This window comes from Archangium sp. (assembly GCF_057119385.1).
The window spans coordinates 17,745-42,595 of the sequence record NZ_DBNGVP010000005.1; the positions used below are offsets into that span (position 1 = coordinate 17,745).

Here is a 24,851-nt window from a genome sequence, read left to right on the forward strand (position 1 = left end):
CGGCAGGTCGGGTCTTTATTCCAGATCAAGCATGGACTCGCCCGCGAGCCGAGTGGCAAAATATGCGGGTGAGTCCCCCTGCCTCGCCTGTCCCTCCCCCCGGGACGACCACCGCGTCGGGCCGATTCCTGGCGGTCGCGGTCCCCACCAAGCCGCTCTGGCTGGTTCCTCCTCGCGTCGTGTTGCAGCGCCGTGCCGCCCGCACGCTGCTCATGCACGCCCTGAGGGCCACCTCGCGCACCTTCCTGTTGATCCTCGCCGACATCGCGGCCTTCCTCATGGTCCGCGCCGCGTTGAACGTCGTGCAGACCAGCCAGAAGCTCGAGCCCCTCGACGCGGCCACCCGCTGGGCCGTGCCCCCGCTCGGCTCCGCCGGGGGATGGCAGATGGGCGGCGCGCTCGTGGTGGGCCTGCTCATCGCCGGGGCCTACCGCTCGGGAGATGACTGGCGCTCGCTGCGGCGGGTCTTCAGCGGCGTGCTGCTCGCGGTGGGCCTGGTGCTCTGGCGAGACCTGTGGCTGCGCGGCATCGCCCCCGTGGTGGTGCACTACTTCACCGCGGTGGGCGGCCTGGGCGCCGCCGTCATGCTGAACCGCTTCCTGCTCGACCAGCTCGTCGCCCGGCTCATCCGCATCCCCGCCTTCCACTCCCCCGCCGAGCGGGTGATGTTGGTGGGCTCTCCAGATGACCCGGCCAGCCAGCGGGTGCACAAGCGTCTGGCGCACTTCGGCGTCCTCGAGGTGGTGGGGTGGGTCTCCCCCTCCGTGCCCGAGCTTCCCAGCGACGACGGCCAGGGCAAGGTGCTCGGCTCCGTGGATGACCTCTGGAACGTGCTGCAGCACAACGCCGTGGACACCGTGGTGCTCTGCGGCTTCGTGGACGACGCGCAGATGAAGCTGCTCATGGAGGCCGTGGTGTCCGCCGGCGTCCGGTTGCTGGCCGTGTCCCGCTATGACCGGCTCGGCTGGGTGCGCCCCTCGCCCATCTCCTACCGCTCGCTGCCCTTCATGGAGCTCACCGTCCCCTCGCTGCGCGCGCAGCAGATGTGGGTCAAGCGCGGGGTGGACCTGGTGTGCGCGGGCCTGGGGCTGCTGGCCATCTCCCCGCTGCTGTCGCTCATCGCCATCGCCATCAAGCTCGACTCGCGCGGGCCCGTCTTCTTCGCCCAGGAGCGGGTGGGGCAGGGCGGCCGCATCTTCCGCATGATGAAGTTCCGCACCATGCGGGTGGGCGCCGACGCGGAGAAGGCCAAGCTGGCCCACCTCAACACCAGCGGTGACGCGCGCCTCTTCAAGATTCCCAATGACCCGCGCGTCACCCGCGTGGGCGCCTTCCTGCGCAAGTGGAGCCTGGACGAGCTGCCCCAGCTCATCAACGTGCTGCGCGGGGAGATGTCGCTGGTGGGGCCCAGGCCCTTCTTCGAGTCGGACCTGGTCAACTACCGCGAGCACCACTTCGGCCGGCTGGGCGCCCTGCCGGGCATCACCGGCCTGTGGCAGGTCAGCGGCCGCAGCTCCATCACCGACTTCGAGGACGTGGTCCGGCTCGACTGCGAGTACATCCACCGCTGGTCGCTCTGGCTGGACCTGGAAATCCTGCTGCGGACGCTGCCGGCCGTGCTGCGGCGCACCGGCGCCTACTGAGCGGTGGCCACGTCCAGGGCCAGTTCGATCATCTCGTCGAACGAGCTCTGGCGCGCCTCGGCGCTGAGCTTCTCGCCGGTGCGCAGGTGGTCCGACACGGTGAGCAGCGCCAGGGCGCGGGCGTTGAACTCGGCGGCCACGCCGTAGAGGCCGGCCACCTCCATCTCCACGGCGAGCATGCCCATGCGCTCGTGGACCTCGTAGTTCTCCCCGCCCGGGGCGTAGAAGAGATCCGAGCTGAAGACGGAGCCGGTGCGCACCGCGAGCTTGCGCTTCTCGGCGGCCTCGACGGCCTGGCGGGCGAGGGCGAAGTCGGCCACGGCGGGGAAGTCCTGGCCCTTGAGGCGCATGCGGTTGACGTTGGAGTCGGTGCCGGCGGCGAGCGCGATGATGACGTCGCGCAGCTTCACGTCCTGGCGCAGGGCGCCGCAGCTGCCCACGCGGATGAGGACGCGGGCGCCGTACTCGCGGATGAGCTCGGTGGCGTAGATGGAGATGGAGGGGATTCCCATTCCATGGCCCATGACGGACACCTTGCGGCCGCGGCTCGTGCCGGTGAAGCCGTACATGTTGCGGACCGAGGTGACCTCGCGCGTGTCCTGGAGGAAGCGCTGGGCGATGTAGCGGGCGCGCAGCGGGTCGCCGGGCATGAGCACCACGTCGGCGAAGTCTCCCGGCGCGGCGGAGATATGGGGAGTAGGCATGGCGCGGCAGCATAGCCCCTCCGCGCGAGGGAAGGGGACGACGTTCACGGTCCACCTCCCCCGCGCGAGTCCCGCCGCGCCTACTGCCCCATGTACGGATAGGGGACGCGGGTAGGCGGGACGAGGTTCTCCTTGATGGTGCGCGGCGACGTCCAGCGCACCAGGTTCAGCATGGAGCCCGCCTTGTCGTTGGTGCCCGAGGCGCGCGAGCCACCGAAGGGCTGCTGGCCCACCACGGCGCCCGTCGGCTTGTCGTTGATGTAGAAGTTGCCCGCCGCGTGCCGCAGCTCGCGCATCATCGTGCCGATGGCCTTGCGATCCCTCGCGAACACCGCGCCCGTCAGCGCGTAGGTCGCGCACGAGTCGCACTCGCGCAGCGTCTCCTCGAACTTCGCGTCCGGGTACACGTACAGGCCCACCACCGGCGCGAAGATCTCCTCGTGCATGATGCGGTGACGCGGGTTGGTCAGCTGCACCAGCGTGGGCTTGATGAACCAGCCCTCGCTCCGGTCCGCCTCGCCGCCCGCGAGGATGGTCGCCTCCGAGCCGCTGTTCTTCGCCAGCTCGATGTACGAGGACGTCCGCTTGAAGGACTTCTCGTCGATGACCGCGCCCATGAAGTTGCGGAAGTCGGTGACGTCGCCCATGCGCAGCTCGGCGATCATCTCCTGCAGCCGCGTCTTGAGCTTGGGCCACATGGACTCCGGCACGTAGATGCGCGAGGCCGCCGAGCACTTCTGGCCCTGGTACTCGTAGCCGCCGCGGACAATGGCCGTGGCCACCGCGTCCAGGTCATCCGCGGCCGAGTTGTGCACGAAGATGAAGTCCTTGCCGCCCGTCTCGCCCACCAGCCGCGGGTACTGCTTGTAGCGGCCGATGTTCTCGCCCACCGTGCGCCACATGCCCTGGAAGGTGGGCGTGGAGCCGGTGAAGTGGATGCCGCCCAGGTGCGGGCTGGACAGGACGGGGTTGCCCACCGTGGGGCCGTCTCCCGGCAGCATGTTGATGACGCCGTCGGGCAGGCCCGCCTCGCGCAGCAGCTCCATGTTGTACCAGTTGCTGTAGGCCGCCGTGTTCGAGGGCTTGAACAGCACCACGTTGCCCATGATGGCCGGCGCCACGCACAGGTTGAGCGCGATGGACGTGAAGTTGAACGGCGCCACCGCGAACACGAACCCGTCCAGCGGACGGTAGTCCATCATGTTCCACGTCTGCGCCGGGCTCACCGGCTGATCGCTCAGCAGCTGCTGCGCGAAGAAGACGTTGTAGCGCAGGAAGTCCACCGCCTCGCACGTCGCGTCGATCTCCGCCTGGTGCGCCGTCTTGGACTGGCCCAGCATGGTGGCCGCGTTGAGGATGGGGCGGTACTTCGTGGCCAGCAGCTCCGCGGCCCGCAGGAAGATGGCCGCGCGATCCACGAAGGGCATCCGCGCCCACTCGTCCTTCACCGACAGCGCGCTCTGGATGGCCTGCTCCACGTGGCTGGCGTCCGCCTCGTGCAGCGTGGCCAGCACGTGCGAGTGCTTGTGCGGCATCCGCACCGTGTCCGTCTTGCTGGACTTGATGCGCTTGCCACCGATGACGATCGGAATCTCGATCTGCTCGGAGGCCATGCGCGCGAGCGTGGCCTGCAGCTGGGCGCGCTCGGGGCTACCGGGCGCGTGGGAGAGCACGGGCTCGTTCTGCGGCGTTGGGACGCGGACGTTGGCGTTGATCACGCGGAGCTCCTCGGGGGGAGAAATCGGGGAAAGGGCGGCGGAGCATAGCCCGTCGTCCCAGGGGTTGAATCCTCGGGGTATGTAGAACCCGTACCTTCGAACATCACATCCATCACCCGGACTGAGGCTCCCATGGCAGATGAACGACCGCTTCCCCGCTTCCAGGCTCGACGGCAGCTCGGGCGCACCGGTTTCCGGGCCACGGCGGTGGGCATCGGGGACCTGGCCGACCGCTCCGTTCCCCTGCCGCGGTGCGTGGCCACGCTGCACCGCGCCATGGATGCCGGGCTCAACGTCGTGGACACCGCCCCCGGCTACGAGGACGGCTACAGCGAGCAGATCGTCGGCGAGGCCCTGCGCGGCCGGCGCGAGGGCATGTTCGTCATCGACAAGGTGGACTTCCTGGAGCAGCCGGTGACCCCGCAGGTGGAGGAGAGCCTGCGCCGGCTCCAGCTGGAGGCGGTGGACCTCTTCGTCTTCCACAACCTCTCCAAGCTGGAGACGTGGGAGCAGCTGGCCGCGCCCGGTGGGGGGATGGAGGAGCTGGAGCGGTGCGTGCGCCAGGGCAAGGCGCGCTTCCGGGGCATCTCCAGCCACCACCCGGACGTGCTGCGCGCCGCGCTCGAGTCCGGCCGCTGTGACGTGGTGATGTTCCCCGTGGGGCCCTACGTCCACCCGCGCTACGTGCAGGAGATCCTCCCCCTGGCGAAGGCCAGGGGCGTGGGCACGGTGACCTTCAAGACCTTCGGGGCGGGCAAGCTGCTCGGGGACACCGAGGGCTACGGGCGGCCGCTCCAGGCCCGTCCGCGCGGCAAGGTGAGCTCGGGTGGGGCCGAGACGGGGGCGCCCTCGCTGCCCCACCTCGGGGTGGAGGAGTGCGTGCGCTACACGCTCACGTTGGATCCAGATGTGGCGCTGATGGGGATGAGCTTCCCCAACGAGCAGGACGCCGCGCTCCACGCCGCCGCGGCCTTCCAGCCCTTCACCTCCGCGCAGATGGCGGACGTGCGCCAGCGCGCGGCACGGGCCATCGAGGGCAAGGGCGCCGTGTGGTGGAATCCCACGACATGAGTGCCTTCACCGTCAGCCGCATCCTCTTCGTGTGCCTGTTGATCAACGAAGCCGTCGTCATGGGGCGCACGCCGCCGGAGGAGCGCCAGCGCATCATCATGCCGCGGGCGATGCCGCTGCCGGCCCTGCTGCTGCTCGCCCCGTTCTTCTTCGCCTTCGAGCTGCCGGGCGGGTGGGGCTGGCGGGTGGTCTTCGTGCAGGCCCTGGGGTTGGGGATGGAGCTCGCGGGGGAGATTCAGTTGATGCGCGCCCGGTCGTACTCGGTGGCGGCCAACCTGCCGGCCCAGCCACAGACGACGGGGCTCTACCGCCGTCTGGAGAATCCCATCTACGTGGGCATCCTGCTGCAGGTGGGCGCCTGGGCCCTCTGGATGCCGGTGGCCTTCGTCTCGGTGGCGCTGCTGCTCGAGTCCTTCCGGCGGATGGTGCGGGAGGAGCGCGAGTACCTCGCGCGGCTGGCGGTGTCCCACCGGGGCGCGGACAGCTTCCTGTGGAATTGAGGCCCGCTCAGCTCTGGGCCACGGCGGCGAGCGGGCGCGGCTGGAGCAGCTCGTGCAGCCGCGCGATGAGGACGGCGGGCTGGACGGGCTTGATGAGGTAGGCGTCACCGGCCTCGGGAATGCCCGGGCGGGGCGGGTGGCCGCTGATGAAGAGGAAGGGCACGGCCTGGAGCGCGGGCTCGGCGCGCACCTGGCGGCACAGCGCGTAGCCGTCCATGCCGTCCATGTTCACGTCCGACACGATGAGGTCCGGCGGGCTCTGGCGCACCTGCTCCAGCGCGGACATGCCATTCTCGGCGAGCGCGCAGTCGAAGTCCGGCGCCAGCAACAGCCGCAGCGTCTGGCGCATGGACCACGAGTCATCCACGATCAGGACTCTGGGCTTCACGGGGCTCTCCAGGACGACGGGCCTGCTGGCGCGCTCCGGTTTCACCGGGGGTCCTCACGGGCCCACACTCACGAGCGCGAACCTGTTCAGTTTCGCTCGCTTCGCGGGGATTAGGAAGGGGCACGGGTCGTCTTTTCCTCAGTCCGCGAGGTGAATCTTCCGCTGGGGTTCCTGGCTCCTACCTTCAGGTCGGGTGAGGTACGGCCCGCTTGGGTTGGAGGAGTCCCATGCCGGTGGTGTCCCTGGACAGCAAGAGCTTCGGACCGACGTTGGGGAGGCCCGGCATCCTGCTCATTGATTGGTGGGCCAAGTGGTGCTCGCCCTGCCTCGTCTTCGGCCCTGTTTTCGAGGGGATGGCCGAGCGTTACCCGGATGTGACCTTCGCCCGGGTGGAGGTGAACGGGCAGCCGGAGCTGGTGGAGGTGATGGGGGTGCAGGTGCTGCCCACGCTGATGGTGTTCCGCGACGGCTTCCTGCTGCTCCACCACGTGGGCGTGCTACCGGAGCCGATGGTGGAGGACGTCATCCGGCAGGCGCGCGCCCTGGACATGGCCGAGGTGCGGCGGAGGCTGGCGGAATACCGGGTGAGCCAGGCGCGGGTCCGCGTGGGTCTGCATGGGGTGTGAACGGGCTCCTCGAGGGGCCCGCTCCCCCCGCGCGAGGCGGGTCAGCGCTTCCGGTCGCGGTCCACGGGGCTCGCCGTCTTCTCGTCGCGCGGGTCCGAGGCCTTGTCGTCCTGCTCCTCCCACTCCTCGCCGCGCTCGACGCGGGCCTCCCAGGACGTGTCCTGCGAGGGGCCGGGGTTGTCCGCCGCCCGGGCGCGCGCGTTGATGTCCTGGGCCACCCGCGCCGCCGCCGCGTCGATGGAGAGGGGACTACTGGCCCGCGCCGCCGCTGCCGCCGACGCCCTGCCCGGCACCGGGCCGGGCCAGCTCCGCGACGAGCGTGTTCAACACGGGCGTCATGTCGGCCGTGGGCGTCGCGATGCTGCACGCCGCGCCTCCATGCACCAGGCCCACCACCTGGAGCTGGTGGTCCACCACCGGCGCGCCGGAGTCTCCCTTCTCTCCCGTCAGGCTGGTGAAGAGCGCCTGGGGCACGCCCGGCAGCGAGGGGCAGCGTCCGAGCCGCTTCAACTCCACCTCCTGCGGCTCGTTGGGCCGGTCGGTGCGGCCGAAGAAGAGGAGCCCTTCCCCGGGAATGGGCATGGCGGTGGCCACGTGGAGCGGGCGCACCGGGGACGCCTCGTCGAAGCGGATGACGGCGACGTCCCGGACGGAGTCCACCACCTTCACCACGCCGCTGAGCATCCGCCCGCTGCGCAGCACCACCGGCTGGCGCTCGCCCGGGGCCACGTCGATGCAGTGCGCGGCGGTGAGGGCATGGCGCCCGTCCTCGACGACCACGCCCGCGCAGTGCCCGGGAAAGAGCGTCACCGTGGCGTCCTTCAGCGTGGTGAAGGCCTGGCTCGTGCCGTCCTCCGGCTTCTTCGACGCACCGCACCCCGCCAGCGCCACCACCGCCAATGCTCCGGCCAGCCTCGAGAGTCTCCTCGCTCGCATCACCGTCCTCCCGCGGCGCAGCCGTTGCCCCGCTGCCGGAGACGATGTGCACGCCTGGACAGTGGCTATTCCCGCAGGCCCGCTCAGCGGGCGTGCGGACTGGTAGACGTCTACCAGTCATGTGGTTTTATGTCCTACCTCAGTGGTAGACGTCTACCACTGAAGACCGCCGGGCCTTCTGGAGCGGATGGACTAGGGTGCGCGCCTCATGTCCCCGGGAGTCCCGTCATGAGCCCTCTCGCCGAGCTGCTGCTCGTGCTCGTCGTGTTGGGAATGGCCGTGAAGTTGCTGCTCCTCAACTTCTGGCGGGCCGTTCTCTTCGTGTCCCCCGGCGGCGTCCGCGTCCTGCCGGTGGCCCCCGCGGACCGGATGCAGTTACCGCCCGAGCTCGCCACGCTGGCTGGCCAGCTCCAGGCCCTGGGCTTCGTCCCGCTCGGCAGCCACGTGGAGAAGCCCCGCTTCCAGAAGGGCACCGCCTCCTACGATTTCGCGCACCCGGGGCAGCACACCTTCGCCACCCTTCATTTCTCACCCCGGGGCGAGCCCCGCCTCTATCTCCTCACCCCGCTCGCTCCGGAGGGGTTCGTGCTCACCGCCGGTTACGCGCGGCCGGGTTTCGAGCTCCCCGGCCGTTATCGCTCAGGGGGCTTCCCGGAGGTCCCTCCCGAGCGGCTGCTCCAGGCCCACCGCGTGCGGTTGCAGGGGCTCCCGGCGTCGGAAGATTTCACCTGGGAAGAGCGGTTGCGGTCGGGGCAGGCATGGTACCGGGGGCTCGGACAAAGGGAGATTCGTCGACAGAACCTCCAGGGGTTGTTGTGGACGGTCGTGGCCCTTGCCATCGTCGCCGCTCTCTTCCTGGGAGGCGGACGCCCGGTCTGATGCACCTGGAGCGTGCACGGCACCCGTTTGGGGAGTAGGAAGAACGAATCTTTTCAGCCCGTCTGGAGCCGTCCCGCGATGAAGAGCGTGTCCAAGAGCGAAGAAATCTACTTCCTGTCCGGTAAGCGTACGGCCTTCGGTACGTACGGCGGCTCGCTGAAGGAGCTGAGCGCCACCGACCTGGCCGTGGAGTCGGCCCGGGCCGCGCTCGAGCAGGCGAAGGTCTCTCCCGAGTCCATCCAGCACGTCATCTACGGCAACGTGGTGCAGACGAGCGCGGACGCCATCTACCTGCCCCGGCACGTGGGCCTGCGCACCGGGGTGCCGGTGCCGGTGCCGGCGCTGGGCGTCAACCGGCTGTGTGGCTCGGGCTTCCAGGCCTTCGTCACGGCCGCGGAGATGATGCTCACCGAGCAGGCCGACTGCGTGCTGGCCGGCGGCACCGAGTCCATGAGCCAGGCCCCCCACGTCATCCGCGGCGCCCGCTGGGGCCTTCCGCTGGGCAAGGGCGGCATGGAGGACATGCTGTGGACGTCGCTCACGGACAGCTACACCGGGCAGCCCATGGCGATGACGGCCGAGCAGCTCGCGGTGGACTACCAGCTCTCCCAGGACGCGGTGGACGAGTACGCGGTGCTCACGCAGAAGCGCTTCGCCGCCGCCCAGGAGTCGGGCCGTCTGGCGCAGGAGATCTGCCCCGTCACGCTCAAGAGCAAGAAGGGCGAGACGCAGTTCGCCCGGGACGAGCACAACCGGCCGGACACCACGGTGGAGGGCCTGAAGAAGCTGCCCAAGGTCTTCAAGAAGGACGGCGTGGTGCACGCGGGCGCGGCCAGCGGCATCAGCGATGGCGCGGGCTCCATGGTGATGGCCACCCGGAGCTACGTGGAGAAGCACGGCCTCGAGCCCCTGGCCCGGCTGGTGAACTGGGGCATCTCCGGGTGCGACCCGAAGGTGATGGGGATTGGGCCGGCGCCGGCCATCCGCCGGCTGCTCGAGCGCGCCCAGTGCAAGCTGACGGACGTGGACCTCTTCGAGGTGAACGAGGCCTTCGCCCCGCAGTACCTCGCGGTGGAGAAGGAGCTGGGCCTGCCGCGCGAGCAGACGAACGTGAATGGCGGCGCCATCGCCGTGGGCCACCCGCTGGGGGCCTCGGGCGCGCGCATCACCATGACGCTCGCCTACGAGCTCAAGCGCCGGGGCGCCCGCTACGGCATCGGCTCGGCCTGCATCGGCGGCGGTCAGGGCATCGCCCTGCTCATTGAAGCTCTCTGAACAGGGCCCTCTGATTACCCAGACGAATCCAACGGAACCCATGACGATGAGCAACGAGCTGGATGCGAAGGCGGCCCGCGAGCGGGCCAAGGCGATCGCCGAGCAGCGGCGCGCCGAGCGCCGCAACCGCAAGCGCAAGTGTGTGGTGTGTGGCGTGGAGGAGAGCGACAAGACGCCGTTGGGGGCCCACCCGGACGGCATCGGGCCCTCGTGCAAGGACGAGCTCACCTGCCAGGCTCGCCGCGCCGCGGCCTCCCGGTGAGGTGGACCCGGGGAGGCGCCCTACGTCCCGGGTCGCCTTCCCCTCCTGGCGGGTAGGAGTGTCGTGTGCCGGGCGGGAAAAAGGCCGGAATTTCGGGCCGTTTCCTTGATGGGCGTCAAGACTCGCGGTAAACGTGCGGAATCTCTTCGGTTACACGAGGGTCGGGAATGGCCGTCATCAACTTCACGGGTGTCAAGGTGTTCTCCACGACGCTCGCGCGCGATCGCGAGAACATGGGTGAGAACATCACCAAGTGGCTCAAGGAGAACTCCAACCTGGAAGTGGTGGACAAGATCGTCACGCAGTCCTCCGACAAGGAGTTCCACTGCCTGACCATCACCCTGTTCTACCGCCACAAGTCCTGAGCGGGACGTCCTGCCGGTGACGACATGGCCCCTGGGCGCTCTCCCCTGAAGCGGGGATGGGCGCCCTTCGCTTTTGGCACGCCCGGAAGTGGACGGAAACGGTTGCGAAGCGGGCGGTGTTCCACCACCTTTGGACGACTCTCGGGTGTCCCGAGTCAGGAGGGTTGGATGCGACCGATGCGGAGCTTTGGCGGCGGAGGCGGGGGGGTCGGCTTCCCCAGCGTGGAATCCACGGCGGCCAGGCTGGCGATCGGGCTGGTGGTGGGCTCGGTGTTGTCCCTGGCGGTCCGCTCCGTGGGCGCGCTGCTGGTGCTCACCCCGGGGGCCGTCTTCCCCGGGCTGATGCTCTGGCAGCCCTTCACCTACGGCTTCGTCGAGCTCAGCCCCCTGGGCATCATCTTCGGCGCCTTCGCCCTCTACTCCATCGGCGGCGGCCTGGAGATGAGCTGGGGCTCCAAGCGCCTGCTGTGGGTGGTGCTGGGCGGCACGGTGCTCGCGGGCTTCCTCACCGTCCTCCTGTCCCTGTTCTTCCCGCAGCTGCGCGCCATGCCGTACCCCGGGGGTTGGGTGATGGGCACCATCGCCTGGGTGGCCTACGGCCTGTCCATCGGCCGCGGGCAGACGAACTTCTGGGGCATCCCCATCACCGGCAACGTCTTCGCCGGCATCGGCGCCTTCTTCGTCCTGCTCAACTCGCTCGCCGGCAGCTGGATCAGCCAGGTCCCGGAGATCTTCGCGCTCGGCATCACCTTCATCGCCGTGCGCGGCGGGAGCCCTCGCACCCTCATGCTCCGCCTCCAGCACTGGCGGCTGCAGCGGCAGCTCCGTGGGCGCTCGCGCCACCTGCGCGTCATCTCCGAGGAGCGCCCGGATGACCGGTATTTGAATTAGCTCCGGGTGGGGCTCACGGGGAGGAACCCGGGAGTCCTATACCCTCACCCCGTCCCTCTCCCAGGGGGAGAGGGGTGGTGGGCTCGGATGGGGCCAGGGTGCTCGGTGGTGAGGGCCGTGCTCAGTTGGGGACTTCGGGCTCTCCGTACTGCTTGAGCTTGCGGTAGAGCGTCGCCACCCCGATGTCGAGCTGCTCCGCCGTGCGCGCCCGGTTCCCTCCGTTGCGCGCCAGCACCGCGAGGATGTACTCGCGCTCCATCGCCTCCAGCGTCCGCGGCGACTCCCCCGGCACCAGGCTCGGCGGCGCCGCGCGCACCTCCTCCGGCAGATCGTCCCGCTCCACCCGGTTGCCCTCGCTCAGCGCCACCGCCCGCTCGATGGCGTTGCCCAGCTCGCGCACGTTGCCCGGCCACCCGTACCGCAACAGCTGGTCCGCCGCCTCCGGTGACAGCCCCGACACCCTCCGCCCCAACCGCTCCGTCGCCTCCGCCAACAGCATGCGCGCCAGCGGCAGGATGTCGTCCCTCCGATCCCTCAGCGACGGCACCTTCAATTCAATCACTCGCAGGCGGTAGTAGAGGTCCTGCCGGAAGCGCCCCGTCACCACCTCCGCCGCCAGGTTGCGGTTGGTCGCCGCCACCACCCGCACGTCCACCTTGCGGCTCTGGTTCTCTCCCACGCGCCGCACCTCCTTCTCCTGCAGCGCGCGCAACAGCTTGGCCTGCATCGACGCGGGCACCTCGCCCACCTCGTCCAGGAAGAGCGTGCCCCCGTGCGCCGCCTCGAAGAGCCCCGGCCTGTCGTGCGTGGCCCCCGTGAAGGCCCCTCGCGCGTGGCCGAACAGCTCGCTCTCCAGCAGGCTCTCCGTCACCGCCGCGCAGTTCACCGCCACGAAGGCCTTGTGCGCCCGCCCCGACTCCTCGTGGATGAGCCGCGCCACCCGCTCCTTGCCCACGCCACTCTCACCGGTAATCAGCACCGTCGAGTCCACCTTCGCCGCCCGCCGCGCCAGGCTCAGCACCTGCTTCATCGCCTCGGTGCGCGCCACCATGCCCGCGGGGTCCTCCGGCACGCCCGACACCCGCGCCAGCGTCTGCCGCTTCGCCCTCAGCTTTCGCTCGGCCTGCTTCAGCGCCTCCGTCACCTGCGCCAGCGCCCCCTCCATGCACTGCGTCTCGTAGAAGCGCAGCGCCTCCTTGCACTCGGGGCTCCACTCCTCCTCCGGCTTGCCCATGATCTGGCAGACCGGGTCCCCCTTGCCCACGCAGCGCGTCTCGATGCAGTACACCGGCTTGCCGTTGCAGTAGCTCATGTACCCGCTGGCGAAGCCCGTCAGCGCCCAGCACACCGGCTCCTCCGCCTTGCCCAGGTGCAGCAGGTGCTGCTCCGCCTCGTACGAGTGGTGCCACAGCGCCTCCGCGAAGGGCTCCGGGCCGTCCTCCGCGCGGTGCTCCACCGGCTCCAGCACCACCTGCCCCTGCAGCGTGTGCAGCCGCCCTCCCGCGCGGCGCCACTGCGACTCGTCCTCCCACGGGAAGGCGTTCTTCATCGTCTCCGCCGTCCGCCACCCGTGCGCGAAGCCCAGCCGCGTGAGGATTCCCCTCGCCGCCATCATCCCCACCGTGCCGATCAGCTCCTTGCGCAGCAGCCCCAACGCCACCGGGTCCAACAGCAGCACCCGCTGGCCCGCGAAGTGGATGAGCCCTCCGTTCGCATCGAACGTCAGCAGCTCGTTCAGGTTCAGCTCCAGCCTCGGCGCCATCGGCTCCTCCCTCTCAGGATGATGGGGCTCTCTATCGTTTTGAGAGCCCCCGCGCGAGCCAAAGTGGGACAGTCCAGGAATTTCGAGGGGTTGAAAGGTCGGGTTTCCTGGCCCGGGGGTTGCTAGATGGTTCCCACGAGAGGTGCTGCTCCGCTGGGGTCCGCCAGAAACTCGCGGCCCGAGATTTCACCGGGGTAGCGTCCGCCCTCGCGTTTGAAACCCGTTGTACGCAGTTCCACTGGAGAGAAACACCATGAAGCTGTCCTTCAAGCCCGCCGTTGCCGCCCTCGTGCTCGCCGCCCCGTCGCTGGCCTTCGCCGCCGAGTATGAGATCGACTCGGCCCACTCGGCCGCGAACTTCTCCGTGAAGCACATGATGGTGTCCAACGTGCGCGGCGCCTTCGCCAAGGTGACTGGCACGGCCAACATCGACGAGAAGGACATCACCAAGTCCACCGTGCAGGCGGTCATCGACGCCACCACCATCAACACCAACGAGCCCAAGCGCGACGAGCACCTGAAGAGCCCGGACTTCTTCGACACCGCGAAGTACCCCACCATCACCTTCAAGTCGACGAAGGTGGAGAAGGCCGGGGACAACCTCAAGGTGTCCGGCGACCTCACCATGCACGGCGTGACCAAGCCGGTGGTGCTGGACGTGGAGGGCTTCACCACGGAGGCGAAGGATCCCTGGGGCAACACCAAGCGCGGCGGCGTGGCCACCACGAAGATCAACCGCAAGGACTTCGGCCTGGGCTGGAACAAGGTGCTGGACACCGGCGGCGTGGCGGTGGGCGAGGATGTCTCCATCACGCTGGACCTGGAGCTGAACAAGAAGCAGGCCCCCGCGGCGGCTCCGGCGGCTCCGGCGGCTCCGGCGGCCAAGCCGGCCGCTGCTCCGGCCAAGAAGTAGCCGGCCTGAAGCAGGGCAGGGCGTGAGCCCGGAGGGGCCTCGGAGACGAGGCCCCTCTTTCATTTGCGGGAACCGCCGGCGCGTCCGGCCACTGGCGGTGGGGCGGGGCTCAGCCCTCGGCGACGGCCTGCACGCTCGCGCGGTAGATGAAGATGCGCGAGGTGTTGGTGCGCATGTCCGCGGGAATGACGAAGAAGCCCTGGCCCGGATTCTTGTAGTCGTTGGAGAAGCCGGCCACCTGGCGCCCGTCGGTGAAGGTGACGCGGACCTTCTGCTGGCCCTCGGTCTGCGGCGGACGGCTGCCCGTGGCGAGCATGAAGAAGATGGCCTTCACGCGGGTGACCGGGATGCGCTCGGGCGCGAAGCCGGTCTGCTGCTCGAGCGGGATGACCTCGTCGAGCAGGTCCACGTCCCGGATGGCGCCGCGCTTCACCTGGCCCTCCACCGTGTGGATGATGACCCGGTGCTCGCCCTCGATGAAGGCGTTGACGGGGGCCATGACGGCGCTGGCCGAGGAGGCGGACTGCACGGCCGGGAGCGTGTTGAGCGTCGGGCGGGGCGGCGGCGCACCGGGCACGATCACCTGCGCCACCGGCGCGGCGGACACGGCCGCGGGAGCCCTCGGGGCCGCCACGGGGGCGGGAGGCGGCGGGGGAGGGGCGGCGACTCGCGATGCCACCTGAGGCGCCGGAGGCCGTACGGGCAGCGGTGCGCTCCGGGCCACCGGGGCGGCGGCCACGGGAGCCGGCGGCGGAGGCGGAGCGATGACCGGTGCCGCCACGGCGGGCGGCTCCACGCTGTCCTCCGTGAGATCGATCTCCGTCGGCTCGGGTTCGGCCTCCATGACGGGGAGCTCGGGCTCGGGCTCGGCCTCCATGATGGGGATGTCGTTCTCGGTCGTGGGCCGATCGAAGGCGGGAGGCTGGGCGCTGGCCAGCTCCTCGGCGGGAGTGGCGAGGGCGTCGCTCTGACCCCACGCGGGCGCCTGCTCCTGGGCGGACCAGTGGGGCTGCGCCTCGGGCTCCGGCTCCTCGGAGGACCAGGTGCTGCTCGTGCCGAACAGGGATGCGTCACGGCCGGAGCTCTGGGGCTCGGCATCGTGGGCCGAGGCTCCCCATTCGCCCTGGCTCTCGGAGGTGGGCGTGTTCCAGTCGGTCTGCGTGCCACCGGCCTGCTGCGCCTCCCAGCTCGACGCCTCCGGAGCGGGCTCGCCCCAGGACGTCTCGGCGGGAGCGCTGGACCAGGCCGTTGCCTGCTCCTCGGGCGCCGCCTCCATCACGGGCTGCTCCGCCGCCGGGGCGCTCCACTCGGATGCAGCGGCCGGAGCCTCGGAGGACTCCGTCGTCACCCACTCGGGCTGGACCTCCTCGGCGGGCGCGTTCCACCCGGTCTGCCCGTCCGCGGAGGCGTTCCAGTCCTGCGTGGTGCCACCCGTTGCCCACTCGGCCTGCGGCTCGGCGTTCTCCGTCGGCTCGGCGGTGGCCATCCACGGCTGCTGCTCGGCGGGAGCGGTCCACTCGGCCTGGGCCTCCATGACGGGCTGCTCTTCAGCGGGCGTGGCCCACTCGGGCTGCGCCTCCATGACAGGCTGCTCTTCAGCGGGCGTGGCCCACTCGGCCTGGGCCTCCATGACGGGCTGCTCTTCAGCGGGCGTGGCCCACTCGGGCTGGGCCTCCATGACAGGCTGCTCTTCAGCGGGAGTGGCCCACTCGGGCTGGGCCTCCATGACGGGCTGCTCTTCAGCGGGAGTGGCCCACTCGGGCTGGGCCTCCATGACCGGCTGCTCTTCAGTAGGCGTGGCCCACTCGGGCTGGGCCTCCATGACCGGCTGCTCTTCAGCTGGCGTGGCCCACTCGGGCTGAGCCTCCATCACCGGCTGCTGCTCGGCAGCGGGCTGCTCCTCGGCAGGAGTGGCCCACTCGGCCTGGGCCTCCATCACCGGCTGCTCCTCGGCAGGAGTGGCCCACTCGGGCTGGGCCTCCATGACGGGCTGCTGCTCGGCGGCGAGCTGCTCCTCAGCGGGCGTGGCCCACTCAGGCTGAGCCTCGGCGGCGGGCTGCTCTTCGGCAGGCGTAGCCCACTCGGGCTGAGCCTCCATGACGGGCTGCTCCTCAGCGGGCGTGGCCCACTCGGGCTGAGCCTCGGCGGCGGGCTGCTCCTCGGCGGGCGTGGCCCACTCGGCCTGGGCCTCCATCACCGGCTGCTCCTCGGCGGGCGTGGCCCACTCGGGCTGAGCCTCGGTGGCAGCGGCGGGCTCGGAGGTCATCCACTCGCCCTGCACCTCGATGGCGGCCTGTCCGTCGGCGGACGTCGTCCACTCCGCCTGCGCCTCGGGGGCCGGCTGGCCGTCGTCCGCGCTCAGGGGCGCGCCGTACGCCGAGGTGCTCTCGGGCTCGGCGGGCGTCTCCGGCTGGTGGCCCCACGTGGCGCTGGCCGTCGCGAACTCCGGAGTGCTCATGTACTCCGCGGCGCTCTCCAGCTGCATGCCCTCGCCGGTGCTTCCAGCCTCGTTCCCGCTCCAGCTCGTCTCCGTCGTCTCGAGCGGCACGGGCTCGTCCGACACCGCCGCTCCCGGCTGCTCCGAGTGCCCCAGGAAGTCCGAGGCGCTGGCCAGCGGGACGGCATCGCCCGGGTTGCCCGTGTCGTACGTCTGCTCGTCCGCGGGCGTCGCCTCGAGCGTATCCGTCTGCACGCCCCAGTCCGACGGCCGCGTGGCCTCGGGCTCGAACGAATCGGCGACCTCGACGGTGTCCGCCTGGAGGTCGGGCGCCACCTGCACCGGGTTCAGATCCAACGTCGTCACGTGCGCGCCGTACGCGGGCTCCGGCGCGGGCTCCATCTCGGCACCGACCTCCGCCATGTCGAACGTGGGCGGCTCCGAGCCCGCATCGGCCGCGGGCTCCTCGGCGGAGGTCTCCCACGGCGTCTCGGCCGCGGAGGCCGCGTCCTGCTCCGGCGAGGCCTCGAGCTCCGAGACGTCGAACGTGGGCGTGCCGTTCGCCGAGGCGGGCTCGGATTGCACGTCGTTCGCGTCCAGGGTGGGGACGGGCTCCGCGTCGGGCGAGGTCTCCGAGTACACGGGGATCGCGTACGACGCGGTGATCTCCATCGGGTCTTCGGACGCGTCCTCGGACTGCTGCGCGGTGCCCGGCTCCGCGTCCACCGCGAGCGGCGCGGAGGCCCACTCCTCGGAGACAGGCGGCGAGGGCTCCTCGGCGAGCACCGGCTCGGCGGCGAGCGGCGCCTCGCCCTCGCCATCGATCAGCTCGATGTCGGAGTGCTGGATCTCGATGGTGCGGAAGGGCGTCTGCGGCGGCTCCTCGGCCACGGGCGGCGCCGAGGCGGCGGGAGGCGTCTGCAGGTCGGAGTTGAGCGAGGAGAAGTCGTCCTCGCCCAGCTCGATGGGACCCGAGCTCTCCGGCGAGGCCGTGATGTCGTGCTCCAACTGCCGCGACGCGAGCGAGGCCGCCGAGGGCGCGGTGACGTCGTTCCAGTCGCTCATGTCGACCGACTCGGGAACGTTCTCGGGGACGGGGATGGCGACCGACTCGGGAACGTTCTCGGGGACGGGGATGGCCTCGCTGACGGGCGAGACGTCGGTGTCCGTCACCTCGAAGACGTCCTCGGAGGCGGGCTCCGGCTCGTCGAACCGCATCGGATCGTCTTCGACCGACGACCCGGACGCGTCGGCAGGCTCCGGCGTGGGCTCCTCCCAGGGCGCGGGCTCGTTCAGCGCGGGGACCTCGAGGTTCTCGGTCTCGAGGCTGAGCTTGACCGGATCCGGCATCGGATGCGGCTGCTGCGGCACGTAACCGGGCACCGGAGAGGCGTGGGCGGGCTCCTGCTGCGGGGCGGCATCGGCCGCGTAGGCCTGGGGCTCCTCGGCCGCGGAGGTCTCGGCGTGCGGGGCGGCGTAGCCCTGGTTCGGGTCGTAACCCTGGTTCGGGTCGTAGCCGGCGTAGCCCTGGTTGGGGTCGTAACCCTGGGCGGACTGGCCCGCGTAGCCCTGGTTGGGATCGTAACCCTGGTTGGGGTCGTAGCCGGCGGGGTAGGCGTACCACTGGCCATCGGCGCCGTAGTAGCCCTGGGGCTGCTGCGCGTAGCCCTGGTTGGGGTCGTAGCCCGCGTAGCCCTGGTTGGGGTCGTAACCCTGATTGGGGTCGTAGCCGGCGGGGTAGGCGTACCACTGGCCGTCCTCGCCGTAGTAGCCCTGGGGCTGCTGCGCGTAGCCCTGGTTGGGGTCGTAGCCCGCGTAGCCCTGGTTCGGGTCGTAGCCCTGATTGGGGTCGTAACCGGCGGGGTAGGCGTACCACTGGCCATCGGCGCCGTAGTAGCCCTGGGGCTGCTGCGCGGGGTCCTGGACGGACTGCTCCTGCGCGAGCAGGCCCGGGTCGCCCAGGTGCCCTCGCAGCTCGTTCAAACGAGCCTCCTCCGAGGGGGAAAGATTCCCCCGCGTCCGCTTCTCGTCCAGGAAGCGAAACTCCCTCATCGCCGCGCGCGTGTCGGACATCGTCACCTCGCTGCGGACCCGGGGCCGGGACTCCTGCCGCAGCGCCATATCAAGAAATTTCCGTGGGCGAGTGTAGGGGACTCGAGGGGAGGGGTAAACTTCGCGAACACGGAATCCGCCCGCTCGCTACCTCCGCGAGAGAGTGGCCTGGACGGACGCCTCCAGCTCCGCGACGCCGCGGCCGTAGCGCTGCCGGAGGGCCTCCTCGAAGGGAGCGCCCTGGCCCACCTCGCGGATGAGCTCGAGCAGCCGGGCGGGCCCTCCCTCGTTCAGCAGCTCACGGACGGCCACGGCCGACGTCCCATAGGCCAGGGCCGGGTCGCGCTGCTGGATGAGGGCCCCGCCCGCCATGTCCGAGAGACGCGGGAGCTGCCCCGTCTGGGCGGCGCCGCGCATGCGGGTGGCCAGCGCGTGGGGCGGCTTGTCGCTGCCCAGGTAGCGCCATTCCACGTACTCGGCAAGGCCCTCGTTGAGCCAGATGGGGACGCGCTGTCCGCCCTCGGCGGCGCGCACCAGGTCATCCACCACGGCATGCACGTACTCGTGGACGAGCGTGGCCTTGGTCTGCTGGGTGAGCTCGGCGGCGTCGTTGATGCGGATGGCGCCGTCCGAGTACAGCCCGGCCGCCATGCGCGCCAGGGCCGCGCCCTGGTGGGTGCGGAACTCCTCGCGGGTGTAGAGGATGACGTCCACGGGCGCCTCGCGCGTCTCGCCCAGCACGTCGCGGGTGTGGAAGTGGGCCTCGTCGAGCGCGGCGACGATGCGGCCCTCGTACTCGGCGCGCTGGCCGAAGTCGCGTGCGTTGTTGAAGTACTTCACGACGAAGCGGCTGTTGGAGCGGGTTCGCATCCCGTCCGAGGCCACGCCGGACTCATAGGACAGGCCGGTGGAGGTGGAGCCGGAGGCGGGTTGGACGGAGCCCTTCGTGTCGTCGGTCTCGCCGGTGAAGCGCCGCTCGATGGCGCGGGCCTGGGCCAGGGCGGCGCTCTCCTCGCTGGAGGCGCTGCGGGCCTTCTGCAGGAGCGCGCGGGCCCTGGCGGCCTCGGGCGAGCGCGGCGGCACCTTGCCGAGCGCCGCGGCGGCGCCCTGGGGATCCTTGTCCTCGAGCAGGAGCTTGCCCAGCTCCAGGCCGAAGTAGCCGTCCTTGGGGAAGTGCTCGAGGCCGCGGCGCAGGGCGTCCTCGGCGGTGCCGCGCTGGTCGGTGGCGAGCGAGGTGCGGGCGAGGCAGCGCAGGCCCGGGGCCGTCTCGTCGTAGAGGACGGCGCGCTCGCCGAGCGAGTACGCCATCACGGCATCGGAGGTGGCGAGGGCCTCGCAGCCCTTGAGGAGCGAGGCGGCGATGGTGCGGCGATCGGGCGGGGAGTAGCCCTTGGGGTCCACGGAGGACCAGGCGAGGTAGAGGTCCTCCCAGGAACGCTGGGCCGCGAGCTTCTGGGCCTGCGCGGGCGTGGGCGGATTGGAGGACAGCAGGGCGAGGAGGAGCAGGGCGCGCATGGCCCCGCAGTATCGCCGAGCCCGTGCCCCGGAATGAAATCAGGTCTCTTCCGAGACCTGCCAGCCCTTCTGTCCCAGGCCGCCCATCAGCTCCTCGATGTGGCCGCGGCCGCGCGTCTCCAGCGTCACCTCCACGGCCACCTCGCCCAGGCCCGCCTTCGAGAAGGCGCGGTTGTGGTAGATCTCCACCACGTTGGCGCCCGCCTGGGCGATCTCCGCCGTGAGCCGCGCGAGCATCCCCGGCCGGTCCGGCATGCGCACCACCAGCCGCACCAGCCGCCCGTCCTTCACCAGGCCGCGCTCGATGATGCGGCTGACGAGGTTGACGTCGATGTTGCCGCCGGACAGCAGCATCACCACCTTGCGCCCGCGCGCCGAGGGAATCTTCCCGTTGATGAGCGCCGCCAGGCCCACCGCGCCCGCGCCCTCCACCACCGACTTCTCCCGCTCCAGCAGCAGGAGGATGGCGTTGGCGATCTCCTCCTCGTCCACCGTGACGATGTCGTCCACGTAGCGGCGGATCATCTCGAAGGTGTAGTCGCCCGGGCGCTTCACCGAGATGCCGTCCGCGATGGTGGTCCCCGCCGGCAGCTCCACCACCTTCCCCGCGTCCATCGAGACCTTCATGCTCGCGATGGCCGAGGCCTGCACGCCAATCACCTTGATGCGCGGGTTGGTCTCCTTGAGCGCGCACGCCACGCCGGAGATGAGCCCGCCGCCGCCGATGGGCACCACCACCATGTCCATGTACGGGCACTGCTCGAGCAGCTCCAGGCCGATGGTGCCCTGCCCCGCGATGATGAGCGGATCATTGAAGGGGTGGACGAAGACGCGGTTCTCCTTGTCCTGGATGCGCAGGGCCTCGGCGTAGGCCTCGTCGAAGTTGGCCCCGTGCAGCACCACCCTGGCGCCGTACGCGCGCGTGCGCGTCACCTTGATGAGCGGGGTGCGCTCGGGCATGACGATGGTGGTGTTCACGCCCTGCCGGCCCGCGTGGTAGGCGAGCCCCTGCGCGTGATTGCCCGCCGAGGCGGCGATGACACCGCGGGCCCGCTCGTCCGGCGACAGCGTGAGCAGCTTGTTGAGCGCTCCCCGCTCCTTGAAGGCGCCGGTGCGCTGCAGATTCTCCATCTTGCAGTTCAGCGTCGCGCAGTCCGTGAGCTCCTTGAACTGCTCCGACCGGGGGCAGGGCGAGCGGTAGACGGCTTCACCGATGCGCTGCTGGGCGTCTTCGATTTGCTGGAGCGTGACCATGGGCGTGTGACGCGCTGATAACCGATGCGCCGCCGGGACGAAAGGGGAGGGCGCCTCGGGCCACCGGTTGCCCGGCCGCCCTGTCAGATGCCGCGCAGCACCGTGGCCTTGCCCACGCGGCCGATGGCCAGGATGAATGCCGCGGTGCGCAACGACACCTTGCGCGAGCGCGCCAGCTGCGCCACCCGGTCGTACGCCTCCTTCATCGTCCGCTCGAGCTCGGCGTTCACCCGGTCCTCCTCCCACGAGAGGTGCTGCAGGTTCTGCACCCACTCGTAGTAGCTGACCGTCACACCGCCCGCGTTGGCGAGGATGTCCGGCACCACCAGCACGCCGCGCTTGTCGAGAATCTCGTCCGCCTCGGGGTCCGTGGGGCCGTTGGCGCCCTCGATGACGAGCCGCGCGCGCACCGCGTTGGCGTTGTTGCGGTGGAGCGCATGGCCGAGCGCGGCGGGGATGAGCACGTCGCAGTCGGAGACGAGCACGTCGCCGCTGGCGCAGGCCTGGCCGCCGCCGAAGCCGGTGACGGTGCCGGTGCGCTTCACGTGCTCGAAGAGGCCGGGGATGTCCAGGCCCTGCGGGTTGTAGACGCCGCCGTACACGTCCGACACGGCCACCACCACGCCCCCGTCCTGCCACAGCAGTTGCGCGGTGTGGCTGCCCACGTTGCCGAAGCCCTGGATGGCGAAGCGCGTGCCCTTCATGGGCATGCCCGCGTCGCGGAGGATTTCGCGGGTGATGTAGAGCAGGCCGCGCCCGGTGGCCGAGTCACGCCCCTTGGTGCCGTAGAGCTCGGCGGGCTTGCCGGTGACGATGGCCGGCGAGTGCCCGTGGTAGCGCGAGTACTGGTCCATGATCCACGCCATCACCTGGGGGTTGGTGTTGACGTCGGGGGCGGCGATGTCGCGGGTGGGACCGATGACGTCTTGAATCTGGTCCACGTACTTGCGGGTGAGCCGCTCCATCTCCTTCATGGAGAGCTGGGTGGGGTCCACCGCGATGCCGCCCTTGGCGCCGCCGTAGGGCAGGTTCACCACCGCCGTCTTCCACGTCATCAGAGAGGCGAGCGCCACGCACTCGTCCTGGGTGATGGTGGGGTGGTAGCGCAGGCCGCCCTTCATGGGGCCGCGGCTGTTGTCGTGCTGGGTGCGGTAGCCGATGAAGGTTCGGATTTCTCCGTTGTCCAGCTCGATGGAGACCTGGACCTTGACCTCGCGCAGGGGGGTGGCGAGCAGCGTCTCGATGCGCTCGCCCACGTCCATGATGCGCGCGGCCTTGCGGAAGTAGTAGTGAATCCCTTCGAGGGCGTGCATGTCCGGAGTGCTCTCCTGGGTCGGCTCCCGTGGGGAGGACCGACGACGGCGCGAGACCTTAACAGATGGGGTGCGCTAGCATGGGTTGGCGATGCGCTCCAGTTCCCCGCCAGCCCAGGATGCGAGCGGGCACCTGCAGGGGCTCGCGCGGCGGATTCGCGGCCTGCGCGAGCGGCGGGGCCTGACCCAGGAGGAGTTCGCCGAGCGCAGCGGCATCTCGGTGAGCTTCGCTTCCCTGCTGGAGCGGGGCGAGCGCAGCCCCAGCTACGAGACGCTGGTGCAGGTGGCCGGGGCGCTGGGCGTCCCCCTGGCGGAGCTCTTCCGGGTGGAGGAGGACGAGGCGGCGGGGGCGCACCGGTTGGTGGAGTTCGCCCGGGCGCACGAGCTGACGCGCACGGAGGTGGACCGGCTGCTGGCCGTGGCCGAGGCGATGTTCGCCGTGCGGGCGCCTGAAGGGCGACCCGCCGAGGAGACGCCGCGCTGCAAGGAGCCGGACTGTGGCAAGCCGGTGCTGGCCAAGGAGCTGTGTGTCGCGCACTACCACCGGGCGCGCCGGGCGAAGCCGGGGAATGCGTCGTCCTAGTGGGGGGTCCTGCACGCCGCCGCGCGCTCGAGCAGCAACTGGCGCTCGCGTGCGTTGCGCGTGAGCGACGCCGCGCGCTCGAACTCCGCACGGGCCTCGTCGAGCCGTCCGAGCTTGGCGAGCAGGTCCCCGCGCACGCTCGGCAGGAGGTGGTAGCCCTCGAGCGCACGCTCCGAGCTCAGCGCATCCACGATCTCGAGCCCCGCCGCGGGCCCGGACGCCATCGACACGGCGACCGCGCGATTCAGCTCCACCACGGGCGAGGACGTGAGCTCGGCGAGCTCCGCGTAGAGCGCCGCGATTCTCGCCCAGTCCGTCTGTTGCGGCGTGAGGGCGCGCGCGTGACAGGCGGCGATCGCGGCCTGCAACACGTAGGGGCCTCGTTCGTCCCCGAGCTTCTCGGCCCGCTCCAGCGCCGCGAGACCGCGGTGGATGAGGATGCGATCCCACCGCGAGCGGTTCTGCTCCATCAACAGGACGGGCTCTCCCGAGGGCCCCACCCGCGCCCTCAGCCGCGAGGCCTGGAGCTCCATCAGTGCGACCAATCCGTGGACCTCCGGCTCCTCGGGAACGAGCCCGGCCAGGATGCGGCCCAGACGAAGCGCGTCCTCGCAGAGCGCGGGCCGGACCCAGTCGTCCCCGGCCGTCGCCGAGTAGCCCTCGTTGAAGATGAGGTAGAGGACCTCCAGCACCGATGACAGCCGCGCGGTGAGCTCGTCTCCGCGTGGCACCTCGAAGGGGACGCGCGCCTCGGAGAGGGTCCGCTTGGCCCGCACGATGCGCTGGGCCACCGTCGGCTCCGGGACCAGGAAGGCCCGGGCGATCTCCTCGGTGGTCAGGCCTCCGAGCAGGCGCAACGTGAGCGCCACGCGCGCCTCGGTCGAGATCACCGGATGACACGCGATGAGCATCAGGCGCAGGAGATCATCGCCCACGTCATTGTCGATCGCCGTCTCGAGGTCCGGTGTCCGCTCGGTCTCCAGCTCGTGGCCGAGCTCCTCGTGCTTGCGCTCGAGCAGCTTGTTCCGGCGGAACTGGTCGATCGCCCGGCGCTTCGCGGTGGCCATGAGCCAGGCGCCCGGCTTGTCCGGCACACCCGACGTGGGCCACTGCTCGAGCGCGGCCACGAGCGCGTCCTGCGCGAGCTCCTCGGCCAGCCCGACGTCCCGCACGAACCGCGTGAGTCCCGCGATGAGCCGGGCCGACTCGATTCTCCAGACCGCGTGGATGGCGCGTTGCGTCTCGGTGGCCGTCATGGCGGCCGATCAGAACAGCTTCGGCCGCCCGTGCAAGAGCGGGAAGGAGCCCGGCTACGCCTTCGCGGCCTTCGCGGCCAGCTCCGCGGCCAGGCGCTCCTCGGCCTCCCGGAGCTCGGGTGTGAGCTCGGGACCGAAGTCGTCCGCCTCGAACACCCGGCGGATCTCGATCTCGCTGTCCGTGAGCATGGGATTGGGGCAGCGCTTGACCCACTCGATCGCCTCTTCCATCGACTTCACCTGCCACATCCAGAAGCCGGCGACCAACTCCTTGGTCTCGGTGAAGGGCCCGTCGATCACCGTCCGCCTGGTGCCGGAGAACCGGACGCGCGCGCCCTTCGAGCTGGGATGGAGCCCCTCGCCCGCGAGCATGATGCCGGCCTTCACCAGCTCCTCGTTGTACTTCCCCATGGCGGTCAGCATCTCCGTGCTCGGCATGACGCCCGCTTCGCTGTCCTTCGTGGCCTTGACCAGAACCATGACCTTCATCGCCGTCTCTCCTTCGTGG

Annotated in this window: 23 protein-coding genes; 11 read left to right on the forward strand and 12 right to left on the reverse strand. The window is 70.5% G+C overall.

What is annotated here, in order from left to right:
• Positions 1–179: 179 nt before the first annotated feature.
• The gene (locus AC16DP_RS02360) at positions 180–1,643 is read left to right on the forward strand and encodes a sugar transferase (protein ID WP_329731148.1); all 1,464 of its coding nucleotides are present in this window, start codon (positions 180–182) and stop codon (positions 1,641–1,643) included.
• Here AC16DP_RS02360 and deoD read toward each other — a convergent pair.
• The gene (gene deoD / locus AC16DP_RS02365; protein WP_329731147.1) at positions 1,637–2,347 is read right to left on the reverse strand and encodes a purine-nucleoside phosphorylase; all 711 of its coding nucleotides are present in this window, start codon (positions 2,345–2,347) and stop codon (positions 1,637–1,639) included. The two genes, AC16DP_RS02360 and deoD, sit on opposite strands and share 7 nt — an antisense overlap.
• An 80-nt stretch (positions 2,348–2,427) precedes the next feature.
• Positions 2,428–4,065 (reverse strand): L-glutamate gamma-semialdehyde dehydrogenase, encoded by a 1,638-nt coding sequence (gene pruA, locus AC16DP_RS02370; protein ID WP_329731146.1) that lies wholly within the window; start codon positions 4,063–4,065, stop codon positions 2,428–2,430.
• A 132-nt stretch (positions 4,066–4,197) separates the two neighbouring features.
• Between pruA and AC16DP_RS02375 the strand changes: the two genes are divergently transcribed.
• Positions 4,198–5,136 carry an aldo/keto reductase gene (locus AC16DP_RS02375; RefSeq protein ID WP_329731145.1) on the forward strand — a complete coding sequence of 313 codons (939 nt, stop codon included), beginning with the start codon at positions 4,198–4,200 and terminating at the stop codon, positions 5,134–5,136.
• A complete protein-coding gene (locus tag AC16DP_RS02380) occupies positions 5,133–5,636 on the forward strand; it encodes a methyltransferase (RefSeq protein WP_329731144.1) in 504 nt (167 codons plus the stop codon). Before AC16DP_RS02375 ends, AC16DP_RS02380 begins: the two co-directional genes overlap by 4 nt.
• A gap of 7 nt (positions 5,637–5,643) precedes the next feature.
• Here AC16DP_RS02380 and AC16DP_RS02385 read toward each other — a convergent pair whose 3' ends face one another.
• Positions 5,644–6,024, reverse strand: a complete 381-nt coding sequence (locus AC16DP_RS02385; protein WP_329731143.1) for a response regulator — start codon at positions 6,022–6,024, stop codon at positions 5,644–5,646.
• 227 nt (positions 6,025–6,251) lie between these two features.
• On the opposite strand from AC16DP_RS02385, the gene AC16DP_RS02390 reads away from it, so the two are divergent.
• Positions 6,252–6,650, forward strand: coding sequence for a thioredoxin family protein (locus AC16DP_RS02390; protein ID WP_329731142.1), 399 nt, complete (start codon positions 6,252–6,254; stop codon positions 6,648–6,650).
• 41 nt (positions 6,651–6,691) lie between these two features.
• Here the strand turns inward: AC16DP_RS02390 and AC16DP_RS02395 are convergent, their stop codons facing one another.
• Together AC16DP_RS02395 and AC16DP_RS02400 are read right to left on the reverse strand one after the other, a co-directional pair.
• The gene (locus tag AC16DP_RS02395) at positions 6,692–6,943 is read right to left on the reverse strand and encodes a hypothetical protein (RefSeq protein WP_329731141.1); all 252 of its coding nucleotides are present in this window, start codon (positions 6,941–6,943) and stop codon (positions 6,692–6,694) included.
• Positions 6,900–7,586, reverse strand: a complete 687-nt coding sequence (locus AC16DP_RS02400) for a S1 family peptidase (protein WP_329731140.1) — start codon at positions 7,584–7,586, stop codon at positions 6,900–6,902. Before AC16DP_RS02400 ends, AC16DP_RS02395 begins: the two co-directional genes overlap by 44 nt.
• 228 nt (positions 7,587–7,814) lie before the next feature.
• Here AC16DP_RS02400 and AC16DP_RS02405 point away from each other — a divergent pair, with 228 nt between their 5' ends.
• The 5 genes from AC16DP_RS02405 to AC16DP_RS02425 all read left to right on the forward strand — a co-directional run bounded on the left by AC16DP_RS02405 (position 7,815) and on the right by AC16DP_RS02425 (position 11,258).
• Entirely contained in the window at positions 7,815–8,465 is a 651-nt protein-coding gene (locus AC16DP_RS02405; protein ID WP_329731139.1) for a hypothetical protein, read from the forward strand.
• A gap of 78 nt (positions 8,466–8,543) precedes the next feature.
• The gene (locus tag AC16DP_RS02410; protein ID WP_329731138.1) at positions 8,544–9,740 is read left to right on the forward strand and encodes an acetyl-CoA C-acetyltransferase; all 1,197 of its coding nucleotides are present in this window, start codon (positions 8,544–8,546) and stop codon (positions 9,738–9,740) included.
• A gap of 46 nt (positions 9,741–9,786) precedes the next feature.
• On the forward strand, positions 9,787–10,002 hold the full coding sequence (locus AC16DP_RS02415) for a hypothetical protein (protein ID WP_047862989.1): 216 nt from the start codon (positions 9,787–9,789) through the stop codon (positions 10,000–10,002).
• A gap of 167 nt (positions 10,003–10,169) precedes the next feature.
• Positions 10,170–10,367 carry a hypothetical protein gene (locus AC16DP_RS02420; RefSeq protein WP_329731137.1) on the forward strand — a complete coding sequence of 66 codons (198 nt, stop codon included), beginning with the start codon at positions 10,170–10,172 and terminating at the stop codon, positions 10,365–10,367.
• Positions 10,368–10,535: 168 nt separating this feature from the next.
• Complete coding sequence (locus AC16DP_RS02425; protein WP_329731136.1) at positions 10,536–11,258, forward strand: DUF1751 domain-containing protein; 723 nt, start codon at positions 10,536–10,538, stop codon at positions 11,256–11,258.
• Positions 11,259–11,379: 121 nt separating this feature from the next.
• Here AC16DP_RS02425 and AC16DP_RS02430 read toward each other — a convergent pair whose 3' ends face one another.
• The gene (locus AC16DP_RS02430; RefSeq protein WP_329731135.1) at positions 11,380–13,020 is read right to left on the reverse strand and encodes a sigma-54-dependent Fis family transcriptional regulator; all 1,641 of its coding nucleotides are present in this window, start codon (positions 13,018–13,020) and stop codon (positions 11,380–11,382) included.
• 253 nt (positions 13,021–13,273) lie between these two features.
• Here AC16DP_RS02430 and AC16DP_RS02435 point away from each other — a divergent pair, with 253 nt between their 5' ends.
• The gene (locus AC16DP_RS02435; RefSeq protein ID WP_329731134.1) at positions 13,274–13,933 is read left to right on the forward strand and encodes a YceI family protein; all 660 of its coding nucleotides are present in this window, start codon (positions 13,274–13,276) and stop codon (positions 13,931–13,933) included.
• 109 nt (positions 13,934–14,042) lie between these two features.
• On the opposite strand, the gene AC16DP_RS02440 is transcribed toward AC16DP_RS02435, so the two are convergent.
• The 4 genes from AC16DP_RS02440 to AC16DP_RS02455 form a co-directional block, all read right to left on the reverse strand.
• Positions 14,043–18,491: a DUF6982 domain-containing protein gene (locus AC16DP_RS02440; protein WP_483956607.1), complete on the reverse strand. Its 4,449-nt coding sequence runs from the start codon at positions 18,489–18,491 to the stop codon at positions 14,043–14,045.
• Positions 18,492–18,569: 78 nt separating this feature from the next.
• Positions 18,570–19,937, reverse strand: coding sequence for a peptidase MA family metallohydrolase (locus AC16DP_RS02445; protein WP_329731132.1), 1,368 nt, complete (start codon positions 19,935–19,937; stop codon positions 18,570–18,572).
• A gap of 39 nt (positions 19,938–19,976) precedes the next feature.
• Positions 19,977–21,191 carry a threonine ammonia-lyase gene (gene ilvA, locus AC16DP_RS02450; RefSeq protein WP_329731131.1) on the reverse strand — a complete coding sequence of 405 codons (1,215 nt, stop codon included), beginning with the start codon at positions 21,189–21,191 and terminating at the stop codon, positions 19,977–19,979.
• An 83-nt stretch (positions 21,192–21,274) separates the two neighbouring features.
• Positions 21,275–22,504 (reverse strand): Glu/Leu/Phe/Val family dehydrogenase, encoded by a 1,230-nt coding sequence (locus tag AC16DP_RS02455; RefSeq protein WP_329731130.1) that lies wholly within the window; start codon positions 22,502–22,504, stop codon positions 21,275–21,277.
• A 91-nt stretch (positions 22,505–22,595) separates the two neighbouring features.
• On the opposite strand from AC16DP_RS02455, the gene AC16DP_RS02460 reads away from it, so the two are divergent.
• Complete coding sequence (locus AC16DP_RS02460; RefSeq protein ID WP_329731129.1) at positions 22,596–23,087, forward strand: helix-turn-helix domain-containing protein; 492 nt, start codon at positions 22,596–22,598, stop codon at positions 23,085–23,087.
• Here the strand turns inward: AC16DP_RS02460 and AC16DP_RS02465 are convergent.
• Positions 23,084–24,343, reverse strand: a complete 1,260-nt coding sequence (locus tag AC16DP_RS02465) for an RNA polymerase sigma factor (RefSeq protein ID WP_329731128.1) — start codon at positions 24,341–24,343, stop codon at positions 23,084–23,086. The genes AC16DP_RS02460 and AC16DP_RS02465 overlap by 4 nt on opposite strands.
• Positions 24,344–24,397: 54 nt before the next feature.
• Positions 24,398–24,832: a YciI family protein gene (locus tag AC16DP_RS02470; RefSeq protein ID WP_329731127.1), complete on the reverse strand. Its 435-nt coding sequence runs from the start codon at positions 24,830–24,832 to the stop codon at positions 24,398–24,400.
• Between the last annotated feature and the right edge of the window lie 19 nt (positions 24,833–24,851).